Below are 18,351 nucleotides of genomic sequence, written 5' to 3'. Positions count from 1 at the left end.
GTCGGGCGATTCGGCATGTGAGCCATCACAGTGATTAACCAACCATGGAGGAGATAGTTTCCCTCCACTCACCATAGAAGGCGCGATGCTGCAGAGAGGAAAATAGCGCATCAAGTTCAACAAGATGCTTGGTAAGCAACGATTTCCACGACTCGAGCCTGCCCATGCGAGCCGAGAATTCCTGCTGCACTTCGATGGGCGGAGTGAGTAGCGGGAAATTCTTCAACTGCGTCGCATTAATGGAGGCGATCCCTGTTGTCTGCTTTGCGGAACGCAAAAAATAACGACGTCCACGGGCTGATGCAATCAGCCAATTCAGGAATACCGGATCAACTCCTGATCCGTCGCGGACCCGAACGCGGAAAATGTGATTCTGATGGATGCATTCTGGCAATTCATTGCGCCATAGCGTTCCTCGCCCCAGTTTGTCTGGGTCCCCGCCCTCTGTGAGTAGTAGGTCGTTCCCCAAGAGGCGGTAGCGATTGATCTCATCCTCTGTGGCATCGATCTCCTTGATTACAGAAAGATCAAGGTGTCGCTCTTGGACATTGACAACCGCCATGTATGGAATTTTCCGTAGCGGAAGGTTGGGTACCTTGCGACCTTTCGTGATTCCAGATCCGACGAATGCCACCTCGCCCAAGCTTCGGGCGCTGTTCCAATGGCGATCGTTCGTTGCTACGTTGCCAAATGTGTCGGCGAAGATAGATTCAGCGAGATCGTCGAGAAGGGAAAGGGTATTTTGTCGTTTGATGCGCAACGCGTCCACGTGATCGAGCACAGAGACAATCTCGTGCTGTTCTGTGATTGGCGGTACTGGAAGGTCCATACGGAGCAAGGAATCGCGACTCACCGTGGCCTGATTCACCCACTGGCGGCACATCGACTTGAATACCCCGCGCTGAAACTGGGCTTGGAGCAAATGAGCCAGGTATGCTGGAGTGACCTGCTCTTCGTCCGTGCGCAGTCGCAGAAAGTGGTTACTGAAAACCGTGGGCTCATCGAGCCCAGAAAAAAGAAGGGTCTTCCCTACGAGGTCTGGGCTGTTTGTTGCATTGAAGAGGATGTCGCCTGGGCCAAGTAGGGTTTTTTCGACCTGCTTTTGGCTGGCTGGCACGTAGCGCTTTTTGGTAAGGTCCAGCTTCCCGGACCTGGCAATGTTGTTCATGCGGACTTGGAAGATGCCGTTGGGATCCTCCTCTCCGCAAGCGAAACCAGATTTCACATCTGTGACCACATTGGCAAGCACTCGTCGAGTGAGTGCGCTCATCTCAGCATCCCCTTCAGCTCGCTCATGCCTTGTTGGATATCCGCCTCGATCCGTTCGAGTTCATCCATAATCTCGCTTGGTTCTCGATGTGCGATCTCCTCGTGGGTGATTTCCTTGTACCGATTCAGGCTCAGGTCATAGTTCTGTGCAGAGATTTCCTCCTTGGAGACAGAGAAGCTCTGCTCAGTCCGGGGCCGCTCCTGCTCGCTGCCATTGCGGCGCCGCCAACGGGACAGCACGTCGGGAAGGTTGTTTTTGTTGTGTTCTTCATCGCTCAGCGTAGCATCGCCGATGAGCGGCCCGATCTTGTCTTCCGGGAGTAGCGGATTTCGCCTATCGTCGAGACTCCAACCGTCTGCCGTGACTTCGTAGAACCAGACGTTATCTGTTCCTCCGCTATTGGTCTTGGTGAAAAATAGAATCGCTGTAGAGACTCCCGCATAAGGTTTGAAGACGCCACTGGGAAGCTTTACTACGGCGTCCAGCTTATGGTCATCGACAAGGATCTTCCGCAGTTCTTTGTGTGCCTTGCTGGATCCAAACAGTACTCCGTCCGGGACAATGACTGCGGCCCGGCCACCCGGCTTGAGTAGGCGCAGAAAGAGAGCGAGGAAGAGCAGCTCGGTCTTCTTGGTCTTCACGACCTTCTGCAGATCGGACGCCGTCGCGTCATAGTCGAGGCTCCCTGCGAAGGGGGGGTTGGCGAGGATGAGGGAGTACCGGTCAACCTCACCCGCCGCGCTCTGGGCGAGCGAGTCGCGGTAGCGGATGTCGGGGTTCTCGACCGAGTGCAACAGCATATTCATGCTGCCGATACGGAGCATGGTGCTGTCGAAGTCGAAGCCGTGGAACATGCTTTCGTTGAAGTGCTGGCGCTGGGCTGGCTCGTACAACGCCTCGCGGTGCGTGCGCTCCACATACTCTGCGGAAGCCACGAGGAAGCCTGCGGTGCCGCACGCCGGGTCGCAGATCTCGTCACCCGGTTGTGGGGCCATCATCTCCACCATCAGTTGGATGATGTGTCGGGGCGTGCGGAACTGGCCGTTCTGCCCCGCCGTGGCGATCTTGCCGAGCATGTACTCGTACAGATCGCCCTTGGTGTCCCTGTCGCCCATGTCGATGCCGTTGATCATGTCGACGGCCTTGGTGAGCAGGTTTGAGGTCGTGATGGTGAACCGCGCGTCCTTCATGTGGTGCGCGTAGGTGGACCCCTCGCCACCCAGGGTGCTCAGCCAGGGGAAGACACCGTCACGTACCCGGGTGAGCATGTTCTCGGGGGACTCGTTGATGAACGCTGACCAGCGCAGGACTTGAGTGTCATCCGCGTAGATCGGGTTCTCGACCGGCCGCCCAGTGCGGTTGGCCTTGTTCTCCTTGGCCTGTTCCAGGATGTCGAGGCGCCGGATGAACATCAGGTAGGTGATCTGTTCGATGACCTCCAGCGGATTCGAGATACCCCCTGACCAGAAGGCGTCCCACAATCGATCGATCTTGCTCTTCAGCTCACCTGTAATCACGGATGCAGGCTAGCGCAGCCCACGGGCACAAGCGGTGCCTCCGCAAGATCGTCGGCAGTGGAGCTGCGCCACGGGGTTGATCGGGAGACCGCCCCTTGGGACCAACAACTGATTGCTGAGATCGCAAGGTCGTCAGGGGACGTTGCGGACCATCACCAACAGGACCGGCGAGGCCGGTGACGGCTGGCTCTGGCCGATGTCCTCGTAGCCCCACGACCGGTAGTGCTGGTGGACCTTTCCTTCCCCCGCCGCCGGGTTGACCATGAGCGTGACGTACGGCTCGTCGCGGATGGCGAGAAGAGTGTCGTGGATGCCGCGGGCGGTGCCGGTTTTGCGCCAGGAGGGGCTGACGCCGATCTCCTTCAGGGCCACGGCTGGGTGTTCGGTGTACTTCGCCGGCGGCGTCGGGTTGGTGCGCTGCCAGTAGCGGTCGCCGTGTTCGATGGTGTTGGCGTAGGCGTAGCCGACCGGTTGGCCGTCCGCGTAGGCGAGGACGGCCGTGAAGCCCGGCTCGATGCCGTGCCGGTCGAGGCGTTCACCGAACGCCGTGACCGCGTAGTTCGGCAGGTGGAGCAGAGGCGCGCGCACCTCGGCGTACACGTTGAGAAGGTCCCCGCGGACGGGGTCGAGCGTGGTGAAGGTGCGCAGTTCGATGGCGGGTGCCGTGGTCATGCGGCCATCCTCCAGGTGGCGGCGTGCTCGGTCCAGGTCCGCGCGGTGGTACTGCCGGGCGCCGTGGCCCGGAGCGCGGCCCCGAACTCCTGGAGCATCCGCGACACTCGGGCGTGCCGGGTAGCGGCATCGGAGGGAACGTTCATCGCGGTCTCCGTGGCGGCGTCCGCGTCGCCCTGGGCGAGTTGGGCATGGGCGAGCCGGGTGGTGGCGATGGCCCGGGAGCGGACCATGTGCGGCCGGAGGGCCGACAGGCAGCGGTGCGCGTGGTACTCGGCGACCGGGTAGTCGCCGAGCGCCAGATGCGCGCAGAGGGCCAGGGAGTCCAACTCCGCCTGGTCGTAGAAGGCGAGCAACCACACCGGCCGGTGGTCGGCTGGATCGGCGCGCAGCATGGCTTCCTGGGCCTGCCCGAAAGCCCGGCGGGCGCCGGTGCGGTCCTGCGCCGTGCCGTGGATGGCGCCCTGGCGGGCCAGGCCGAGGGAGGCGAACAGGGGATCGCGACGGGTGAGGTGGAGGTTGCGGGCCACGTCATTGGCGGCGATGGCGTCGGCTGGGCGGCCCATGTGCCGGTACATGGTGCCCGCGTGGCTCCAGATGCGGAACTTGATCGCCTGGTCGCCGGACATCTCGGCGAGGGCTTGGGCCTCGCGCATGTGTCCCTTGGCGATGTCGTAGCGCCGGCCGTCGATGGCGGCCCACATCGCCGAGGAACGGAAGGCCGCCGCAGAGGCGTAGATGCTGCTGCGCACGCGTTGGGTGGCGCTCCCCGCGTTCTGGAGGTTGAGCGCCTCGTCGGCGAGCGCGGCGGCCCGCTGCTCGATGCCGAGTTGTCCACCGTGCCGGTGGTCGCTGGCGATGATCTCGGCGAAGCGCTGGTTCAGGCGGTTGACGTCGCTCATGCCGATGCGGCGCGACGCGGTCCCGGGCGCGGCTGCCGCGGCGGCGGCAGCCGCGATGCCACCGACAAGGCTGCGGCGCTTCATGTCGAGGTCCTCCTGCTGCGATGCGGCCGGGGCGGTCGGAGGCCGGCTCCGTGGCACGAACCCTAAGGCGACGGCGGGCAGGCCGCTGACATCCTCAAGTGCCTTGCGGGTGACCGACTTCGGCCAGGTGACCCGGCCGGCCTTCCAGGCGCGGACCGATGAGCCGTCGAGACCACCGGGTCGCCCGGTCAGTCTCTCCATGGCGCTGTTCACCGCGTCGGCAAGGCTGTTGGAGCTGTACCCGTGTTCGGCCATCCACGCCTCAAGGACCGTGTTGCGCGTGGTGTCCATGCCCGCACGGTAGCTCTCCCACGCCCTCAAGAGCGAGGTAAAGGGAAGGTCAAATCACCCTAGGCCGTGCCGCTCGGTAAGGAGTCGATCGCCCTAATCACTTGCCGATGAGGGGGAGTTGTCTTGGTGTCGGCCGCTCGCAGCGGCTGTTGACGGCTCGGCCCGGCCCTGAAGTTCCGCATCGGGGTGGGCCGAGCGCCGAGACCACACGAAGGCTCCATCCCCATGACGAGTCTGAGAACGCCAACTGAGGCCGTCTCCGTCGGCCACCCCACGTACAGCCAGACCCTCCCCTGCGAACCGTCCACCGCCGAGATCGGCCGCGAGCTCGTCCGAGGCGTACTCGGGGTGTGGCACCTGGACGACCTCGCTGACCAAGCAGCGCTGGTCGTCACGGAGCTGATCGCGAACGCCGCCCGGCACACCTCGTGCGTCGAGATACATGTGGTCCTCGGACGACCGAGCGCGACGCGGGTGCGTGTCGGAGTCGTGGACGAGGAGCCGTCGCGTCTACCGGAGCTCGGCTGCGCAGGCGAGAGCGACGAGTCGGGGCGAGGGCTGTTCCTCATCGAAGCCGTCGCCGACGGCTGGGGCTGCGAGATCAGGGGCACGGAGAGGTGCCCGTGGGGCAAAGAGGTCTGGGCGGAACTGCGCACCGAGGGGGCCGAGTGAGCGCCCCGGCCACGGCACCGCCAGCAGCTGGCGCCAGATCTTCCCGGCGCGGGGCGGAGAGCCGCGAGGACTTCCTGTGCGGCGCCCCCGCGTCGGGCGGCCAGGAGTCGTCCACGGAGCAAGGGCCCCGGGCGGCACCTGGTGGGCGTGACCGCCCAACAACAACGGCACAACAACGAGGAGTTTGGCATGTCTCTCATCACCGCAGTTCCCAGCAGCAGCGAGGTGCGCCCGCAGGACCCGGCGGTGTCGGACGGTTTCGACCTGGACGTTTCTCTCGTCGAGATTTCCGACCCGGCTGGCCTCGTCAACCTGACCGACGACAACTGCGGGTCCACCTGCGGCGCCTGCACCACCAACGTCGCCTGACCGGTACCGCGTTCCTGCGGGTCTGGTGCCGCCGCGTCCGAACGCGGCGGCACCGGCTGCCCGTCCCGTCACCTACGGAGGTCATTGATGGCTGCTCCGCCCGCACCGTTCCGAGCCGGCGCCACCGCCCTCGTGCGCGCTGTGGCCCGGCCTTCGCAACCGGTGCCGCCATGCCCCGACCTCGACGAACGTTCACCCGGCGCGGTGTCCGCTCAAGCGACGTGGCTGCGCGCGGTCTGGGCGGACCGGGACTTGGCGGAGGCGCTGCGGCACTCCAGCCCGGTGCTGGCAGACCGGGTCCACACCCTGTGTATGACCGAGCGTCCTCCCCAGCGGGATGTCCGGCGTGCGGCCCTGTCCGTGGCCCGCTACCTGTTGCGGGCCCAGCATCGGCCAACGCCCTTCGGCCTGTTCGCCGGCGTGGCGACCGCGAAGTTCGGTCCGCGGGCGCGTGCGGACTGGGGCGAGGAGCACGTGGTCGTCGCCCGTGCGGGGGCCGAGTGGTTGGCTGCCGTGGTCGAGCGGCTGGAGTCGTGTCCGGAGCTTCTGGAACGCCTGCCCGTTGTCGTCAACAGCGCCGTGACCAGCCGTGACGACCGGCTCATCGTCCCCTTCCAGTCCGATGCCCAGGACGACCGGCCTCGTGCTGTCGAGGCGTCGCTGGCCCTGACCCAACCGGTGCGTGCGGTCCTCGCCGCTGCTCACGCACCGATCCGGTTTGGTGCGCTGCGGGACGCACTCCGGGCGGAGTTCCCCGAGGCCGGGCCGGAGAGGGCGAGGGGGCTGCTACGAGAGCTGATTCGAAGGCGGGTGTTGATCACCAGCCTGCACGCGCCGAGCACCGAGACCGATGCGCTCGGATATCTGCTCGGGCAACTCGACGCGGTGAGCGCGGGAGACGTGGTCCAGGTCGCCGAACTGCACGGTGTCCGGGAGGCCCTGGACACGTGCGGCTCGCCCGGCGGTCGGGAACGGGCAGCGGAGCGGATGCGGGACCTCGTTCCCGGTCTGCGCCGTCATCCCTTGGCACTGGACCTGCGGGTGGACGCGCGGATCGTCGTGCCGGACGAGGTGGCCAGGGAGATCGAGCGCGCCGCCCTTGTCCTGACCCGAGTGAGCGCTCGGCCTTACGGGACCGCCGCGTGGAACGAGTACCACCAGCGGTTCTACGAGCGGTACGGGATCGGCACGCTGGTGCCGCTCGCCGAAGTCGTGGCGGACAGCGGTACCGGCTATCCCGACGGCTACCCGGGGACTCCGGCCGGCGCGCGGCGCCCCCGGATCTCCGCGCGGGATGACGTCCTCGTGCGCTTGGCGCAGGCCGCCGCCCTCGACGGACGGGACGAGGTGGTCCTCACCGACGAGGTGATCGCGGCCCTGGACGTCGGCCCCGACGAGCCTCGGCTGCCGCCCCACTTGGAGGTCGGGGTCCGGGTGCACGCGGCCAGCCTGGACGCCTTGCGGCAGGGGCGGTTTCGGTTGGAGGTGGTGAGTGTTTCTCGCGGTGTTGGCGTGTCCACGGGCCGGTTCCTCGGCATGCTGGCTCCGGACGACCGAGAGGCGTTGGCTGCGGAGCTGTCGGACCTCCCGGTCGCGGATGGTGGCACCGTGCCCGCGCAGCTGTCCTTCCCCCCACTGAACGCCGAGACCGCACATGTCACCCGCGCCCCGCAGGTCCTGCCAACCGTGATCAGCCTCCAGGAGCACCGCGCCCCGGAAGACGCGGTCCTCACTCCGGATGACTTGGCGGTGGGGTGCGACGGCCGCCGCATGTACCTGGCCGCCCCGGAGCGAGGCCACCGCGTCGAAGCCATCGGGATGAACGCGCTGAACCCGCACACGCACACCCCACCGTTGGCGCGCTTCCTCAGCGAGCTGTCTCGGGCTCAGTGCGCGCAGGTCACCGTGTTCGACTGGGGCGCCGCCGCGGCGATGCCCTACCTTCCGCGCCTGCGGCATGGGCGGACGGTGCTGTCTCCGGCGCGCTGGCGGCTGGAGGCAGCCGAGTTGCCGGACCGTGACTGCCTGCGGTCGGAGTGGGAAGCGGCGCTCAGCGACGTGCAGGCTCGGCGGCGGCTGCCCCGCCGCGTCCACCTCGTCGAGGGCGACCGGCGTCTGTTCCTCGACCTGGACGAGGCGGGCCACCGGACGCTGCTGCGCCAGCACCTCAACCGTTCGGGACTCGCCGTGCTCGTCGAAGCTCCGGAGCCGGAGGCTTACGGTTGGTGCGGCGGGCGAGCCCACGAGGTCGTGGTGCCGCTCAGGGCGACACGCCCGCCGGCATGGCCGCGGCTGCCTGCCCCCACCTCGGCGCGGAACCTCTCCGCAGCTCAGGTGCAGACTCCCGCCGGCTCCTCGGTACTTCTGGCCGCCCTCTACGGCGATCCTCGGCGGCAGGACGCGCTGCTCGCCCGGCACGTTCCCCGTCTTCTCGAACAACTCGGTGACCCGCCATGGTGGTTCATCCGCTTCCGAGACCCGGCTCAGCATCTCCGCGTTCGCATCAGTCTCCGCGAGCCGGGAGCCTTCGCCGACACGGCCCGAACGGTGAGCGCCTGGGCCGACGGGCTACGTGGCGCCGGCCTGCTGGCCGATCTGCGCTACCTCACCTCCTATCGCGAGATGGGCCGTTGGGGTTCCGGCGACGCCTGGGAGGCGGCCGAGGAGGTGTTCCGGGCGGACTCGCGCGCTGTCCTGGCCCAGCTCGCCGAGCCGCGACGTCTCGGCCAGCGCGCGCTGGTGGCTGCCCATACCGTCGCCATCGCCTCCGCGTTCCTCGGTGGTGTCGAGGCCGGAACGCGATGGCTGATCGACCACATCCCGCCGGCGGCTCCCGTGCGCGTTGCGCGGGCGGAGTTCGCCGAAGCCGTACGGCTCGCCAACCCGTCGGACGACTGGGCGGCGCTCCGCGATGTGCCGGGCGGAAGCGTCGTCGTGTCGGGGTGGGCCGGGCGGGACGTGGCGCTCGCCGCATACCGGACACACCTTCCCGGCCCGGACACCGAGGGCATCGCGCTCGATGATGTCCTCACCTCCCTGCTGCACGTCCACTTCGTCCGCCACGTCGCGGTGAACTTCCCCGAGGAAGAGGTGTGCCGCTACCTCGCGCGTGCCGCCGCGCTGGCCTGGACCGCACGCACCACCGGGAGGCCGACGTGACCGCCCATCCCGCGTTCGCCTTGGTCGACGCCGTTGCTCACCAGCTCGCCGGCCCCAGTACGGTTCCGGCCCGCCGGGAACACCGGCAGCACCTCGCCTACGGCCCGCCCGGCATCGCACTCCTGCACATCGAACGAGCCGTGCGCGGTGTGGCGCCGTGGCAGCGCGCCCACGACTGGCTCGCTGCGGCCTCCGACCAACCGCTCACCAGCGGCCCGCACAGCCATCCCTTCTACGGGATGCCCGCCTTCGCCCATGCCCTGGTCTGCGCCGCCGATCACCTTCCCGGCTCCTACCGACGCGCCCTGGACACGATGGACCGGCAGATCGTCGTGGACGTCAGGCACCATCTCGACATCGCGCACCGTCGCATCGACGCCGGACGCCTGCCACAACTCGCCGAGTTCGACGCCATCCGGGGACTGACCGGATACGGCGCCCACCTTCTGCGCCGGGACCCCGGTGGTCCGACCGCACGTGCCGTTCTCGACTACTGCGTGCGCCTCACCGAGCCGATCACTCACGACGGGGAACGCCTGCCGGGCTGGTGGACGCGGACGGGTCCTTCCGGCAGGCCGGACGACCGTTTTCCCGGCGGGCACGCCAACACCGGCATGGCGCACGGCATCGGCGGCGTGCTGGCGCTCCTCGCACTCGCTGCCCGGAACGGAACCCTCGTCGACGGCCACCATGCGGCGCTGCGCACCATCCTGGCCTGGCTGGACCGCTGGCGGGGAAACTCAGGCGGCGCACCGGCCTGGCCGTACTGGGTCACCCGGGAAGAACTGCGCAACGGTCGCCTTCTCCCGTACCAGCCTCGGCGGCCTTCCTGGTGCTACGGCACCGCCGGCCTCGCCCGCGCCCAACAACTCGCGGCTCTCGCCCTCGGCGAAACGAACCGCCAGATCGACGCGGAGAACGCGCTCGTGGCCGCCCTCGCCGATCCCGACCAACTGAGGGCCATGACCGACAGCGGCCTGTGTCACGGTTTCGCCGGCCTCGCCCATGTCGCCGCTCGGGTCGCTGAAGACGCACACTCCACGACGGTTGGCCGGCTCCGCGCCGCGTTGCGAGTCCCCTTGGCTGCGGCCACCCCACCGGGCACGGACCCCGAGCTCATGGCCGGCGTGCTCGTTCAAGACAAGAAGCAGGACCCCGGGTTCCTCGGCGGCGCGGCCGGCATAGCCCTGGCGCTGCTCGCGCCCGCCACCGCCACACCACCCGGGTCGGCCTGGGACGCCTGCCTGCTCATCGCCTGATCCACCACCAACCGAAGGACGCCCATGCCTCCCGATCGCTGGCAGCAGCACAACATCACCTTTCGCGACCGCGAGACCGCCCGGCGCGCCGTCGTCGGACGGATCGGTCCCTCCCTGATAGACGCCGAGGCGGAGGGGCAGCTCACCGGGTGGTGGTTCATGAACAAGCAGCCCTGGCCGCTGCGTTACCGCGCCGGCAAGCCCTCGCCCATGATCGAAGTGCTGCTGGGTGATCTCGTCCGCGACGGCTCGGCCGTGTCCTGCCGGCCTCAGGTCTACGAGCCCGAGGTCGCGGCGTTCGGCGGCCCGGACGGCATGGACGTGGCCCACGCGCTGTTCCACCACGACTCCCGCCATCTGCTCACCTATCAGCCAGGGCCGGAACGCCTGGGCCGACGGGAGACCGTCGTCCTGCTGGCGAGCGCCATGATGCGCGGCGCCGGGCTCGACTGGTTCGAGCAGGGCGACGTGTGGGCCAAGGCTGCCGCCCTTCGGCCGGCCACCCATCCCCTACCGCCCGAGCGCCGGGCCGAACTGGTCCCGGCCGTGCGGAAGCTCATGTCCGCCGACGCCTGCAGCCTCTGCCGACCGGATGGTCCGCTCCATGGCCACGCCGAATGGGTGACCGCCTTCGAAAGCACCGGGGCCACGCTCGCCGACCTCGCCAGTGGAGGCGTGCTCACCCGGGGCCTGCGCGCCGTCCTCGCCCACCATCTGATCTTCCACGCCAACCGCGCTGGTCTCCTCCGGGACGACCAGAGCACCCTGTTCAACACCGCACGAGAGGTAGTCATGGGAACGAGTGAGCCCACCGCGTCGCGCACCGAGGCGACATCCAGCGCCGCTAGCGTCGGCCCGGTGAACACCGACACGATCGCCACACCCACGGCGGACGCCGAGCGCCTCCGCAACGCCCTGGTCGACCAGCTCCGGGCGGACGGACACGCCCGCACTCCCGCCGTCGAGGACGCGTTGCGGAGCGTGCCCCGCCACCTCTTCGTGCCTGACGCCTCGCTCGAAGACGCGTACGCCAACGCGCCGGTGCACATCAAGTACGACACCGACGGCACCTCCATCTCCTGCGCCTCCCAGCCGGGCGTCGTCGCCCTCATGCTGGACCAGCTCGACGCACAGCCCGGCAAGCACATCCTCGAACTCGGCGCCGGCACCGGCTACAACGCCGGTCTGCTCGCCCATCTGGTCGGCGCGGGCGGGCGGGTGACCACCCTCGACGTCGACGATGACCTGGTGGAAGGCGCCCGAGAACACCTCGCCGCCGCCGGGATCACCAACGTCACGGCCGTGACCCGCGACGGCGCCCTCGGCTACGCCGAAGGGGCGCCATACGACCGGATCATCGCCACGGTGGGCGCCCACGGCGTGCCGCACGCCTGGTTGGAACAACTCGCGCCCGGCGGCCGGCTGCTCGTTCCCCAGCGACTCAAGGGCACGGTGTGCCGCTCCATCGCCTACGAGCCGCGCGACGGCCGCTGGCTCTCCCTCGGCAGCGAGATGAACACCTTTATGCCACTCCGGCGCGGCATCGCCGACGACGACCGCCGCGTTGTCCCGCTCAGCGACGACGGCACCGTCCGGCTCCATGCTCCCGCCGGGCTCAGCCTGGACGCTGACGCTCTTGCCGGAGTCCTGGACCAGCCGCGCGTTGAGGAGTGGACCGGGATGACGGTCCGCGCCATGGAGTCGCCGGAGTGGATGGAGCTGTTCGTCACCTGTTCCCTTCCTTCCGGTCTGATCCGGATGCTGTTCCCGCCGACCGCCAAGGGTGGCCTGCTCACCGAAGACCCCTATCCCTCCTCGACCGCCGCCGTCGACAAGGGCGCCCTGACCTACCTGGCCAGGCGTCCGTCGGAGAGGAGGACGCCCGAGGGCGACAAGCTATGGGAGTTCGGCGTCATCGGTCACGGCCCCGGCAGCGACGCGTTGGCCGCGAGGGTGGCCGACGCCATCCGCACCTGGGACCGGGAGTTCCGCAGCCGAGAGGCCGCATTCGAGATCCAGGCCCTGGACGCCCCGGCGATCGAACAACGCCCCGGCCTCTTCGCCCTCGACACCCCTCTGAACCGGATCGTCGTCGACTGGCAGTGACTCCCCCTCAGCTGCGGCGGCGGGCACCGTCGCCGCAGCAAGCCCGCACTCGCACCCCGGGGGAATCCATGGCCCCGCACGGCCGCATAGCTCGGCGCTTCCCGCTCGTCGCCCGCTTCCGCCCCGCGTGCCTGCCCTTGCGGGAACGTGTGCGGAGCCTTGTCGAACTCGCCGACAGCGCGGCACGGCAGGGCGACCAGGGGCTTGCCTCGGCCGTCTACAACCAGGCGGCGCTCGTCGCCTCCGACCTCGGCCTTCCTGACGTGGCGCGCGAGATGTGCCACCAGCACGCTGCCGCCTACCTACACGCCTGCCCCCTGCCGGGCATGAGCGCGATCCGTGGTCTCGAACCTGTCGTCAACCTCGCCCGCCTTCAGATCCGAGCTGGCCGCGCGGATGAGGGCCATCGACGCCTGCTTGCCCTCTATGCGGCGGTCGAAGCGGGCAGAGCTGCCAGCTTCGAAGGCATCGCGGTCCCGGCGGATCTCGCCGCGACCGACGAGGAACGCCAGGAGGTCCGGGCGTGGTTGTGGCGCGTGCTCCTTGCCGACGGCACCCGCAGCCTCACCACCGAGGGCCGATGGAACGAGGCCCTGGCGCACATCGAGGCTCACCACGGAGTGGGGCAACGGATGCTCGACGGACGTCAGGTCGCCGTACTTGCGGCACTCGTCGCGGGCGAAACGGAAGCGGCGGCTGCTCTCCTCGCCGACACGCTGCCCGGCGACCAATGGGAGCAGGACCTCACAGCCTGCCTGACGGTCCTGTGCCGCCGCGCCGCCGGGCAGGTGGTCGACCGGGAACTGGACGAGCTGGTAGCCGCCTTTCTTGAGCGGCAGGCCGAACCCGGGATCACCGTCTTCACCATCCGACTCGGCCTCACGGTCCTCGACCTGATCGACTCCGCCGCCTCGCCCGTCGCACGCCGCGTTGTCGCGGACCTGCACCGCAGGACGGTGGAGGCCCAGGACGGTTACGCGGCACGCGAGACTCTGGCGCACCCACTGTTCACCGCGCTCGCCGCAGAAGTGCAGGCAGCGGACTGCCGTGCGCTGGTTCGTGCCTGCTCCCTCGGCTCAGGGGTCCTCTCGGATGAGCTGCGAGGGGACCTGACGGCGGCCCTGAACGCCAGCGATCTTGTGATCCGGGGGAGCCTGGCACGTTCTTCCGACGCCTGATGGCCCCCAGGGGACAGTGGTCAGCGCCGACGAGCGTTCGATGGTTGTGCGGCAGGAAAGGCCGCCGGACCGTTCTGCATCCGCGCTGCGCTGAGCCTCCGTACACGCCAGATCAGCACACGTGCCGGGTGGCGGGCGTCATCCAGGGCGCGCTGATCAACGGCCCGGTGGAGAAGTTGGTCCACGTTGTGGCCCACGGCCTCGGCTTCGGCGAGGGCGGCGGTAAGCGCGTCGAAGGCCGGGTCCCGGAGCACCTGTTCCATGTGCGCGGGCAAGGCTTGACGTAGATGGCGCGTGGTCCTGTCCACGGTCAGCGGGGACGGCCGGCGCTGCGCAAGGGCCGCCAGGGGTGAGGCCGCGGCTTGGTCGTAGGCCGCCTGGAGGTGGACCAGGGTCCGGTGGGCGGCGGCGACTTGCTGGTCGTGGCGGCGGAGCTGGTGCCAGCGGGCTGCGGCGACGACGAGGAGGATCGCGACGTCGAGGAGCATCGCCAGCCCGGCTCCGTCCCCGGAGGCCGGCTCGCGGAGCATCGTCCGTACGGCTGCGCGGAGGGCGCGGCCGTGGTGGTGCCGTGCGTGGACGCGGGAGCGGGTGGCTCGCTCGAAGGCGATCGCCGCTTCGCGGAGTTGGGGCTGGAGGGCCTTGGGAGCAAGGAGGGGAAGCAGGTCGAGCGTCTCACCGAAGGCGGCGATGTGGCCCTGAGCGGCTTCGTCATCGGCCTGGTGGAGGTGGTGCGGGATGCGTTCCATCGTGGCGGCGGCCCGGTGCCACGGGTCGGTCTCGTGCTGGCCCGGCTGGGCGGTGGGCTTCGGGGCGATGTTCTCCAGGCGCGCCCGGATCTTGGGGAAGGACAGGTCTGGGGCGAGTGCGGAGCCGGAGAACCACACCGGTTGTTCGTCGGCGGTGGTGGAGTCCTGGCTGGCCACCTTGTAGCCCCGTACGTCGCCGGAGGGGAAGTACACGACGTCCACGAGCACATCGTCGAGGTGGCTCAGCAGGTGGACGAACTCCTCGATGCTGGAGGCCGCCGCTACCACGGTACGGACGGTGGTTCGCAGGTGTTCGCGAGCGGTCGTCTTCTGTCCGGCACGGTGGGCCTTTTCCTGCTCGGCACGGGTAGGCCGCTTCGCGGCGGTGCGGTCCCCGCGCACGACGCGGCGCAGGTCGTGTTCCTCCTCGATGGCGGCGAGTTCGCGGTCGGCGTTGAGGTAGTCGTTCCAGTGTCGGGCGGTGCGGAGATCTCGCCGGACCTTGGTGGCGGCGATATGGATGTGATCGGGAGCGTGGCGTACGGCGACCCACCGGCAGCCGTCCCGGTCGCCGTCAGGCGCGATTCCGGTAGCGGCGACGACGCGGCGGGCGATGTCCGCCCACTCTTCGTCGCTGAGGATTCGGTCCTGAGGAGACGCACGGATCGAGCAGTGCCAGACGTGCTTCTCAGGGGCGGAGCCGAGCCGCCGAGCCTGCTTCACGTACAGGTCGAGGTCGGCCATGAGCAGCTTGCGTGTGGTGTCGGCATCGTCCGTGCGGCCGGGATCGGGAGCGTAGCCGTCCCAGGAGGCGACGAGGTGCGGGTCGGTGTGGTCCTTGGCCTTCTTCGTGTCGAACAGGTAGCGGATCAGTCCGCCCGTGTCCTTGCCACCGCTGATCTTCGCGATCACCGGGGCGGCCTCTTGGCGACGGCCTGGTTGGTGGCGGCGGCGATGTGGCTGACTGTGGCGCCAACCATGGTCAGGGTGTTCTCGACCTGGGCCAGGAGTTCGGAGTCCCCGTGGTGCGGTTGACCACCTGCGTTGAGCTTCCTGGCGATCTGGTTGATGTTGTGGCCGATCCTCGTGACTTCGCCACGGAGGGCAGTCAGCTCGTCGATGTAGTCGTCGATCTCGGTGCGTTGGCCTGGCAAGGTGAGGTCACCGTGGACGTGGGCCATGACGACGGCTCCGACGTAGTGGGCTCCGGCGATGTTGAGCGCTCGGGCCTTACGGAGGATGTCGGCCTTCTCGTCAACGCTGTAGCGGGCATCGACGCGTTGCTTGCGCTGGCCGTTCGGGTCGCGACGGCGACGTCGGGCGACCCGGTGCAGTGCGGCGACCTCGGCGGCGCGGACGAGCGGCTCCTGCTCGGGCACCCCCTGGTGCCCGGGTCCCTCCGCCACCCCTGGGGCGGAGGGTTCCCTGTCGCTGCCGTCCTTGGACGGTCCAGCGGGATACCTTGCTGGCTCGGTGGGCGCGGGTGTCTCCTCCTGGGCAGCGGGAAGTTCGTGGTGGGCATCAGGCATGGGGCGGTTCTCCGGTGGCGCGTTCGTGATGCGGGGTGACCTCGGTCTGACGGCCGGCGGGGCTGGCCTGGCCGGAGCGGGCCGACGGTCGGAGGGCGTTCGCGTCCAGTTCGGCTTGCAGGATGTCCTTGAGCGTTTCCGCGTCGGCCCTGCTGATGGGGAGTTCCTTGGCTCGGATGGCCGCCTCGATGTGGCGGCGCGAGGCACGGCCTCCGCGCCCCAATGGAGCGGTACGGGCGAGGGCGAGGAGTTCGTCGGAGACCGTGCGGGGCTTCTGGGATGCCGACTGCGCAGAGGGCTGCCTCTGCTTCGGCAGGTGGCCGCCGGCTCGTGCCACGTGACGCACGGGCAACTCCGACTGCCCCTGATCGTCTCCGTCGAGGGCTGCGGGCTGAGCGCCATCCGTGTCGTTGTGGCGGTGGCCGACGCAGTTGTGGCAGTCGGTGGCCGAGGTGGGTTCGGCGACGAGTTGGTGGATCTGCCGCATCAGAACCCCGAAGGCAAGCAGCGCGGCGGTCGGGGGGACCGCGGCGACCACGTAGTCGAGCAGCGGCACCGCGTCGGCGTTGCCCGTGCTGCTGACTCCTGCCACGTTGAGCGCGATGGAGCCGATCGAGCCGGTGGCCGTGAGGGCGATGGCCCATCCGTCGGTCACCCGCCGCAGGCCGGCGCGGAGCATGAGCAGCTCGCCGGCGACGATGAACGCGTCCAGGGTCGCCGGCCAGGCCCACTGGCGGACCGGGGAGTGTTCGAGGCCGTGTTGTCCGGCCACCTCGGCGAGATGCGCGTACGAGAGCCAGAACGCGCCGGCGGTGAGCGCCACGATGACGGTTGCCGCAGCGACGAGCGTGTAGCGCTCAGCGGTCTGCTCCGTCATCGGCCGCCACTCCTGGCAGCGTTGGTCCTGGAGGCGACAGCGGCGGAGAGGCTAGCGAAGGTGGTCAAGTGGGGTACTCCTACCTGGTGCGTGGTCCGTCTCTGCCGTCCCAGCCGTTGCAGGCGCAGGTCAGGACGGGGACGGCAACAGGGACGGTCCAAATAATCGGTGCGGCGGCCGGGGACGGATCGGGGCCGTCTTCCGTCCCCCGCCGTAGGGCTGCGACCTGCGGCGATACGGCGGGGACGCCAGGGACGGCATAAGACGGATACGGGCGGCGTCCCAGCGAGCCACCATGGTGGTCGTGGTCGTGCTGCCGTCCCGGGCACGGTTGGCGTCCTGCCTACCTGTCGTCTGACCTGCGGCGTTACGGCAGGGACGGTAGGGACGGCAGCCAAGGTGGGCGAGGTGTGCGAGGGCTCAGCTCTCACTCCCGGTGGGCTCGGCATCGACCGGGTGGACGGTCGGGCAGTAGCGGCGCCAGGCGTCCAGGAACTTGTTACGCGTGTAGCCCTTGCGCTGAGTGCCGTCGGCAAGGCGGACGTTGCCGGACCTGACGCCGAAGGTGCGGAGCATCGCGGCCAGGCTGCGGGGGCTCAGCCCGCTTCGTCCCCACTCCGGCTTTCCGGGTCCTGGCGCAGGTGGTGGAGGATCTCGTCCGTGGAGAGGCTGTCGACCTCGCGCTGGGCGACGAAGACCCGCCGGATGTCGGCCAGTATCCGCGCTTCGCTGGGGTGCTCCTCCTCGGCCTGGGTCTCGTCGGTGACCATCCGCGCGCAGGACGCTCGTGCGAGGCGGGGCCAGGCTCCGGCGGCGAGATCGGCGACGATGACCAGCGGCTCCCAGGTGTCGGCGGCACGGTCCTCGACCGGCATCTCCGGCTCCAGGCCGGCTGCTTCATCGAGAAGCGGCCTGGCCCAGGCCGCGAGGCGGTCACGCAGGTCGTGGAGAGCTGGCGTGTCACGGCGGGACCGGAAGGGCTTGACGTGCTCGCCCTCAGCCCGGCGGCGCATCCGGATGACCACGGACCGGTCCATGATCGTGTCGGGCAGGTCCCCGATGCCCGCGAGGGCCGCCATGGCGAAGGTGGCGAACCGGTGCGGCGTGTGCTCGTTTCCGACGACGCGGGTGACATAACGGTTGCGCTGGTGACCGGCGTTAAGCAGGCCGCGCATCTCCTCGTTCTTTTCCGCCTGCTTCGGGGTGCCGAAGATCGTGTCCGCCTCGTCCACCAACAGGGTCGGCGGCTCCTCGGTGATGGAGCGGAAGACCGCTGCCGGCGTGGTGTTGATGGTGAGCATCGGCTCGTGGACGGTCTCGGTCAGCACGTCCAGCAGCCGCGACTTGCCGCACCGCTTCGCCGGCCCGACGACCGCGAGACGCGGCGCGTGCTGCCACGCGGGTTGAAGATGCGTGGCGGCCACCCACAGCGTGACGGCGTCCAGCGCTTCCTCTGAGGGCGGGATCACGAACTCGGCTATGCGCGTGCGCAGTTCGTCCAGCAGAGCCGAGCCGCAGGTCGGGTCCGGGTCCGGTGCGATGGGCTCCTGACGGTCGGGGCTGTCCGGCTCCGTGACCGGTGGCGGGGCGGTAGTGTCGGGCGCGGGATCGAGCTTGGGGGTCTCGGGGTGCACTGGCGGCTCCTCTTGCTGCGCTGGTTGTTCGCCGGGAGGGGGCGGAATGGGCCCCGGGGCCTCTGGGCTGGCAGGCACCGGAG

13 protein-coding genes and 1 pseudogene are annotated in these 18,351 nt (G+C 68.9%); 6 read left to right on the top strand and 8 right to left on the bottom strand.

What is annotated here, in order from left to right:
• Nucleotides 1-34: 34 nt before the first annotated feature.
• The 4 genes from K4G22_RS18105 to K4G22_RS18090 form a co-directional block, all read right to left on the bottom strand.
• Nucleotides 35-1,270 (bottom strand): restriction endonuclease subunit S, encoded by a 1,236-nt coding sequence (locus K4G22_RS18105; RefSeq protein WP_228081335.1) that lies wholly within the window; start codon nt 1,268-1,270, stop codon nt 35-37.
• Complete coding sequence (locus tag K4G22_RS18100) at nt 1,267-2,787, bottom strand: type I restriction-modification system subunit M (protein ID WP_228081334.1); 1,521 nt, start codon at nt 2,785-2,787, stop codon at nt 1,267-1,269. The genes K4G22_RS18105 and K4G22_RS18100 overlap by 4 nt, the downstream gene beginning before the upstream one ends.
• Before the next feature lie 132 nt (nt 2,788-2,919).
• Nucleotides 2,920-3,459: a GNAT family N-acetyltransferase gene (locus K4G22_RS18095; RefSeq protein WP_228081333.1), complete on the bottom strand. Its 540-nt coding sequence runs from the start codon at nt 3,457-3,459 to the stop codon at nt 2,920-2,922.
• Nucleotides 3,456-4,736, bottom strand: a complete 1,281-nt coding sequence (locus tag K4G22_RS18090; RefSeq protein ID WP_228081332.1) for an NsdA family TPR-like regulatory protein — start codon at nt 4,734-4,736, stop codon at nt 3,456-3,458. Before K4G22_RS18090 ends, K4G22_RS18095 begins: the two co-directional genes overlap by 4 nt.
• Nucleotides 4,737-4,961: 225 nt before the next feature.
• Between K4G22_RS18090 and K4G22_RS18085 the strand changes: the two genes are divergently transcribed.
• The 6 genes from K4G22_RS18085 to K4G22_RS18060 all read left to right on the top strand — a co-directional run bounded on the left by K4G22_RS18085 (nt 4,962) and on the right by K4G22_RS18060 (nt 13,479).
• Nucleotides 4,962-5,408: an ATP-binding protein gene (locus K4G22_RS18085; RefSeq protein WP_228081331.1), complete on the top strand. Its 447-nt coding sequence runs from the start codon at nt 4,962-4,964 to the stop codon at nt 5,406-5,408.
• A gap of 189 nt (nt 5,409-5,597) precedes the next feature.
• Nucleotides 5,598-5,777 carry an FxLD family lanthipeptide gene (locus K4G22_RS18080; RefSeq protein WP_228081330.1) on the top strand — a complete coding sequence of 60 codons (180 nt, stop codon included), beginning with the start codon at nt 5,598-5,600 and terminating at the stop codon, nt 5,775-5,777.
• Nucleotides 5,778-5,864: 87 nt separating this feature from the next.
• Entirely contained in the window at nt 5,865-8,936 is a 3,072-nt protein-coding gene (locus tag K4G22_RS18075; RefSeq protein ID WP_228081329.1) for a lantibiotic dehydratase, read from the top strand.
• Nucleotides 8,933-10,195, top strand: a complete 1,263-nt coding sequence (locus tag K4G22_RS18070) for a lanthionine synthetase C family protein (protein ID WP_228081328.1) — start codon at nt 8,933-8,935, stop codon at nt 10,193-10,195. Before K4G22_RS18075 ends, K4G22_RS18070 begins: the two co-directional genes overlap by 4 nt.
• 24 nt (nt 10,196-10,219) lie before the next feature.
• The gene (fxlM, locus tag K4G22_RS18065; RefSeq protein WP_228081327.1) at nt 10,220-12,301 is read left to right on the top strand and encodes a methyltransferase, FxLD system; all 2,082 of its coding nucleotides are present in this window, start codon (nt 10,220-10,222) and stop codon (nt 12,299-12,301) included.
• A gap of 68 nt (nt 12,302-12,369) precedes the next feature.
• The gene (locus K4G22_RS18060) at nt 12,370-13,479 is read left to right on the top strand and encodes a hypothetical protein (protein ID WP_228081326.1); all 1,110 of its coding nucleotides are present in this window, start codon (nt 12,370-12,372) and stop codon (nt 13,477-13,479) included.
• Between the two features lie 20 nt (nt 13,480-13,499).
• On the opposite strand, the gene K4G22_RS18055 is transcribed toward K4G22_RS18060, so the two are convergent.
• The 4 genes and pseudogenes from K4G22_RS18055 to K4G22_RS18040 all read right to left on the bottom strand — a co-directional run bounded on the left by K4G22_RS18055 (nt 13,500) and on the right by K4G22_RS18040 (nt 18,268).
• Complete coding sequence (locus K4G22_RS18055; RefSeq protein ID WP_228081325.1) at nt 13,500-15,140, bottom strand: relaxase/mobilization nuclease domain-containing protein; 1,641 nt, start codon at nt 15,138-15,140, stop codon at nt 13,500-13,502.
• Nucleotides 15,137-15,757, bottom strand: coding sequence for a plasmid mobilization relaxosome protein MobC (mobC, locus tag K4G22_RS18050; RefSeq protein WP_228081324.1), 621 nt, complete (start codon nt 15,755-15,757; stop codon nt 15,137-15,139). Before mobC ends, K4G22_RS18055 begins: the two co-directional genes overlap by 4 nt.
• Entirely contained in the window at nt 15,750-16,634 is an 885-nt protein-coding gene (locus K4G22_RS18045; RefSeq protein WP_228081323.1) for a DUF2637 domain-containing protein, read from the bottom strand. The genes mobC and K4G22_RS18045 overlap by 8 nt, the downstream gene beginning before the upstream one ends.
• 420 nt (nt 16,635-17,054) lie before the next feature.
• A pseudogene (locus K4G22_RS18040) lies at nt 17,055-18,268 on the bottom strand (DUF3631 domain-containing protein).
• Nucleotides 18,269-18,351 lie beyond the last annotated feature (83 nt).

This window comes from Streptomyces profundus, from assembly GCF_020740535.1.
Lineage (GTDB): Bacteria > Actinomycetota > Actinomycetes > Streptomycetales > Streptomycetaceae > Streptomyces > Streptomyces profundus.
Note: the sequence above shows the minus strand (reverse complement) of the source record. Positions and strands in the feature narration are given on the sequence as shown.

Excerpts from the sequence above, each read along its gene's own strand:
- fxlM (WP_228081327.1), top strand. The coding sequence starts at position 10,220 with ATGCCTCCCGATCGCTGGCAGCAGCACAACATCACCTTTCGCGACCGC.
- K4G22_RS18105 (WP_228081335.1), bottom strand. The coding sequence starts at position 1,270 with ATGAGCGCACTCACTCGACGAGTGCTTGCCAATGTGGTCACAGATGTG.
- K4G22_RS18045 (WP_228081323.1), bottom strand. The coding sequence starts at position 16,634 with ATGACGGAGCAGACCGCTGAGCGCTACACGCTCGTCGCTGCGGCAACC.
- mobC (WP_228081324.1), bottom strand. The coding sequence starts at position 15,757 with ATGCCTGATGCCCACCACGAACTTCCCGCTGCCCAGGAGGAGACACCC.
- K4G22_RS18060 (WP_228081326.1), top strand. The coding sequence starts at position 12,370 with ATGGCCCCGCACGGCCGCATAGCTCGGCGCTTCCCGCTCGTCGCCCGC.
- K4G22_RS18080 (WP_228081330.1), top strand. The coding sequence starts at position 5,598 with ATGTCTCTCATCACCGCAGTTCCCAGCAGCAGCGAGGTGCGCCCGCAG.
- K4G22_RS18085 (WP_228081331.1), top strand. The coding sequence starts at position 4,962 with ATGACGAGTCTGAGAACGCCAACTGAGGCCGTCTCCGTCGGCCACCCC.
- K4G22_RS18090 (WP_228081332.1), bottom strand. The coding sequence starts at position 4,736 with ATGGACACCACGCGCAACACGGTCCTTGAGGCGTGGATGGCCGAACAC.
- K4G22_RS18095 (WP_228081333.1), bottom strand. The coding sequence starts at position 3,459 with ATGACCACGGCACCCGCCATCGAACTGCGCACCTTCACCACGCTCGAC.
- K4G22_RS18075 (WP_228081329.1), top strand. The coding sequence starts at position 5,865 with ATGGCTGCTCCGCCCGCACCGTTCCGAGCCGGCGCCACCGCCCTCGTG.